Here is a 4,292-nt window from a genome sequence, read left to right on the forward strand (position 1 = left end):
GCACGATGTCACCTTCCGGGTCGAGCCGGGGCAGGTGATCGCGTTGGTCGGCCCGTCCGGAGCGGGCAAGACGACGATCAGCCAGCTCGTTCCGCGCATGTATGACGTGCGGTCGGGGTCGGTACGCATCGGCGGGCACGACGTCCGCGATCTCACCCTTCGGTCCCTGCGGTCCGCCGTCGGTGTGGTCACCCAGGACGCGCATCTGTTCCACGACACCATCCGCGCGAACCTGGCCTTCGCCCGGGCGGACGCCTCGGACGAGCAGATGTGGACCGCTCTGGGCGCGGCGCGGATCGGGCTGCTCGTGCGCTCCCTGCCGGACGGCCTGGACACGGTCGTCGGTGACCGGGGCTACCGCCTGTCCGGCGGGGAGAAGCAGCGGCTGGCCATCGCCCGGCTGCTGCTGCGCGAACCGGGCATCGTCGTGCTGGACGAGGCCACCGCGCATCTCGACAGCGAGTCCGAGGCCGGCGTGCAGCAGGCGCTGACCGCCGCGCTGGTGGGACGGACATCCCTGGTCATCGCGCACCGGCTGTCCACGGTGCGCGACGCCGACCGCATTCTGGTGGTCGACGACGGGCGGATCGTGCAGAGCGGGACCCATGAGGAGCTGCTGGCCCGCGGCGGGCTCTATGCCGAGCTGTACCGGACCCAGTTTGCCCCGGCCCCGGCCGTCGGTGCTGAGGCGGGGTGGGCCGAAGGGGCCAGTGCCCCACCGGTCGGGGTCTGACTCCTGGGCCACACCCGGGCGCGCCACGTTCGGGCGGCCGGCGTCGCGCCGACCCGACAGGTGGGCGGCGACCGGCAGTGGTCCGCGGCGGGAAGGCCGCGGAGCACGGCCGCCCGTCGTGGCGACACTAAGACCCGGGCTCGGCCGGACGAAGCGGCGCGGCCGCGGGGGAGCTCCCGCCGGCCGCGCCGCCGGCGTGCACCTCCGAGGCGACAACGCTGGTCTCGGCGGGAGCCATGACGTCGGCGACGGCGATGTCGATGTCGATGTCGCCGGACGATTGGCGGTGGATGGCGGGATTTTGTTTCATACCGGCTCCGGGGGACTCGATCGTGCCCTACCGACTTCCGCATCCGAGGGAGCGGATCCCAGGAACGTCCGGCGCCCTTGCCGTCTTTCCCGTATCACGCGCGTCAACCGACAGGGGTGTGGCGCGGACGATATGAACGGTACGCCGCTGCGCGACCACGCGCAGCATATAACGGATACGCCTGATCTGACTACTTCTCGGGCCGCCGTACGCGTCTCCTGGTGGCCCCCGTGTGCAATGACCGACGATCAGTACTTAGGCTCTGGGTGTGCCCCGTAGAGCCAAGATTGTTTGTACCCTCGGCCCCGCGACCAGCTCGCCAGAGAAGGTCCGGGCCCTCGTCGACGCGGGAATGGACATTGCCCGACTAAATTTCTCCCACGGAACACACGAACAGCATGCCGTCACGTACGCGCGGGTGCGCGAGGCCGCGGAGGCGGCCGGCCGCAGTGTCGGCACGCTCGCCGACCTCCAGGGACCGAAAATCCGGCTGGGGAGCTTCGCCGACGGCGGGGTCACCCTGCTGCCCGGTCAGCGGTTCACCGTCACGATCCGTGATGTTCCCGGCGATCAGCATCAGGTCGGCACGACCTACCCGGGCCTGCCGGGCGACGTCGCGGCCGGGGATCGCGTCCTGGTTGACGACGGCCGCCTGGTCCTCCAGATCGACGGGGTGACCGACACCGATGTCCACACCACGGTCGTCATTGGCGGGCCGGTGAGCGACCACAAGGGGATGAACATTCCCAACGCCGCGCTCACCGTCTCGGCGCTCACCGAGAAGGACGCCGCTGACCTGCGGTTCGCCCTCAACCTCGGGGTGGACATGGTCGCCTTGTCCTTCGTCCGGAGTGCTGTGGACGCCGTGGCGGTGCATGCGATCATGGATGAGGTGGGGATCCGGGTCCCGGTCCACGCCAAGATCGAGAAGCCGCAGGCGGTCGCTGAACTCGACGAGATCATCGAGGCGTTCGACGGTCTGATGATCGCCCGTGGCGATCTCGGGGTCGAGCTGCCGCTCGAGGACGTGCCGCTCGTGCAGAAGCGCGCCGTCAGCCAGGCCCGGGAGCGGGCCAAGCCGGTGATCGTCGCGACCCAGGTGCTCGAGTCCATGGTCAGCGCGCCGCGGCCGACCCGTGCCGAGGCCAGTGACTGCGCCAACGCCGTCCTGGACGGCGCTGACGCGATCATGCTGTCGGCGGAGACGAGCGTCGGTGCCTACCCCATCGAGGCCGCGGCCACCATGGCGCGCATCATCGAGACCGCCGAGGCCGACCTCGGCCGGATACCGCCCCTGCGGACCGAACCGCGCACGCTCGGTGGGGCACTCGCCCAGGCCGCCGCGTCGGTAGGAGCCGCGGTCGGCGCCCGTTATCTCGTGGCCCACACCCTCAGTGGTGACACGGCCCGGCGACTTGCCCGGTACCGTACAGAGGTCCCGGTGCTGGCCTTCACGCCGATTCCGGCGGTTCGCAACCAGATGGCGCTCTTCTGGGGCGTGGAAACCTTCCTCGTGCCGTTCGCGGACAGCACGGACGAGATGGTCCGCCAGGTCGACAGCGCCCTCTTCCATATTGGCCGATGCAAGCCGGGTGAACTGGTGGTCGTCGTCGCCGGGACGCCGCCGGGCGTGGCCGGCATGACCAACATGATGCGGGTCCATCGCATCGGGGAGGCCATCTGATCCCACCGTCTGACTGACCCCACCGTCTGGCGTCAGCGTCGCATCCCTGATCTTTGATCTTTGATCCCTGGCCGAGAACTGGCCTACCTCGAGCACCCCGAGCCGCGCCGACGCCGAGTCCGCCGGTCGCCGACGGCCCGTCGGCGCGGCCACCGTTGTGCCGTTGCCGTTCTGGCACATGTCGGGCGTGAGCTGATGACTGTCATGATGATGCCGAGCTGGGCCTAGGCGGACAAGCTGGGGGCGTGGTACGGCCCGGGCCCGGTCGCCTCCGGTCCGTACCGGGTCGGCCGGCGGCCTGTTGCACACGGTGTATGTCAGGAAGTGGTGGGATGGCCGAGCAGGGAAGTGGGACGGACGGTCAGGCGTCCGACGCCCGGTCGACGAACGGCGACGCCGCGGCCAATCCCGAAACCGGAGTACCCCGGACCGGGCAGAGCGGTGGGACCACGGAGAAGACCGCACCGCGCCCGGGGGCCGGGAGGAACGCGGCCGCCACGTCCGCCCGTGCGTCGAATCCGACCTCCTCCCAGGGCGGACGAGCAGCGAGCGCGGGTCCGGCCGGCCGGAGCGGTGCGGAGCGGGCCGGAAGCCCGCAGAGCACGACAAAGACAGAGAATCCCGAAAAGCCGGGGAACCTCGGGAAGCCGGGAAACCCCGGGAGCGCGGTTGCCGCCCCGCGGCAGGGTACCGGCCGTATCCCGCCGACGTCGGTTCCACCCTTGGGAGGAGCTTCACCGGCGCGGTCCGTGGGCGGCGGGCAGCGGTCGGTGCCGCCGGCTCCCGCCCGGCCAGCCGCGGCGGACACCCCGGAATCATCGAAGCGGTCGACGCCACCGAAGACCGACACACCCGCCCAGTCTGGTTCCAGCCAGCCCGGTTCTGCCCAGCCCGGTTCCGGCCAGGGGCGCGGCGCCGTCCGACGGCCCTCGGCTTCGCGGCCCGGGCCGCCCGCCCCGCCCCCGCCCATTCCGGCAGCGGCACCACCGGCCGCGAGCCGTTCGGGTAGTCCCGCGGCACCGCCTCCCCCGAGTCGCACGGGGAATCCGGTCAGCTCGGCCGGAACCGCGCGTTCGACGCCCGGCCGTACGAGTGCCTCCCCACCGCCGGTCTCCCTACCGCCGGCCTCCGCGCAGCTGCCGGCACCGGCGCCGACCCGGGCTCGACCGCCAACGCCAACGCTAGCGTCGGCACCGACGCTGGCACCGGCACCGTCCCGACCCGCGTGGTTCGAGCGCGACGTCTCGAGGACCTCCGCCGGGTCCGCCGGTTCCGGCGCCAGGGTGCCATCCGTTCCCGGCGTTGAGGAGGGTCCTCGGTCGCGAGGAGTGCCGGCGCCGGTTCCCGTCCGGGATCATCGAGAACCTGGCAGGGATCCCCTGGAGGCCGCGGCCGGGCGTCGGCCGCCCGCCCGTACCGACGGGGATGACCACATACTCGATCATGATCGTGGTCGTCCACGGGCGTCGCGTTCTGCCGACCCGCCGACCATGCAGGTGCGCCGACAGCTCAGACCCGATCCCGAGCCGGATCCGGTGCCCTCCGGCACGAGGGACGAGGCGTGG

General features: G+C 71.6%; 4 protein-coding genes. 2 read left to right on the forward strand and 2 right to left on the reverse strand.

Annotation, left to right across the window (positions count from 1 at the left end):
• Window positions 1-733, forward strand: a 733-nt coding sequence (locus ACY45C_RS03760; protein WP_462186252.1) for an ABC transporter ATP-binding protein, incomplete at its 5' end; no start/stop codon positions are given.
• A 127-nt stretch (window positions 734-860) separates the two neighbouring features.
• Here the strand turns inward: ACY45C_RS03760 and ACY45C_RS03765 are convergent.
• The gene (locus ACY45C_RS03765; protein WP_462186253.1) at window positions 861-1,043 is read right to left on the reverse strand and encodes a hypothetical protein; all 183 of its coding nucleotides are present in this window, start codon (window positions 1,041-1,043) and stop codon (window positions 861-863) included.
• A 268-nt stretch (window positions 1,044-1,311) separates the two neighbouring features.
• On the opposite strand from ACY45C_RS03765, the gene pyk reads away from it, so the two are divergent.
• Window positions 1,312-2,727 (forward strand): pyruvate kinase, encoded by a 1,416-nt coding sequence (gene pyk, locus ACY45C_RS03770; protein WP_462186254.1) that lies wholly within the window; start codon window positions 1,312-1,314, stop codon window positions 2,725-2,727.
• Between the two features lie 361 nt (window positions 2,728-3,088).
• Here pyk and ACY45C_RS03775 read toward each other — a convergent pair whose 3' ends face one another.
• Window positions 3,089-3,766, reverse strand: a complete 678-nt coding sequence (locus tag ACY45C_RS03775; RefSeq protein ID WP_462186255.1) for a hypothetical protein — start codon at window positions 3,764-3,766, stop codon at window positions 3,089-3,091.
• Window positions 3,767-4,292: the final 526 nt, after the last annotated feature.

It is taken from the genome of Frankia sp. CcWB2, assembly GCF_977927585.1.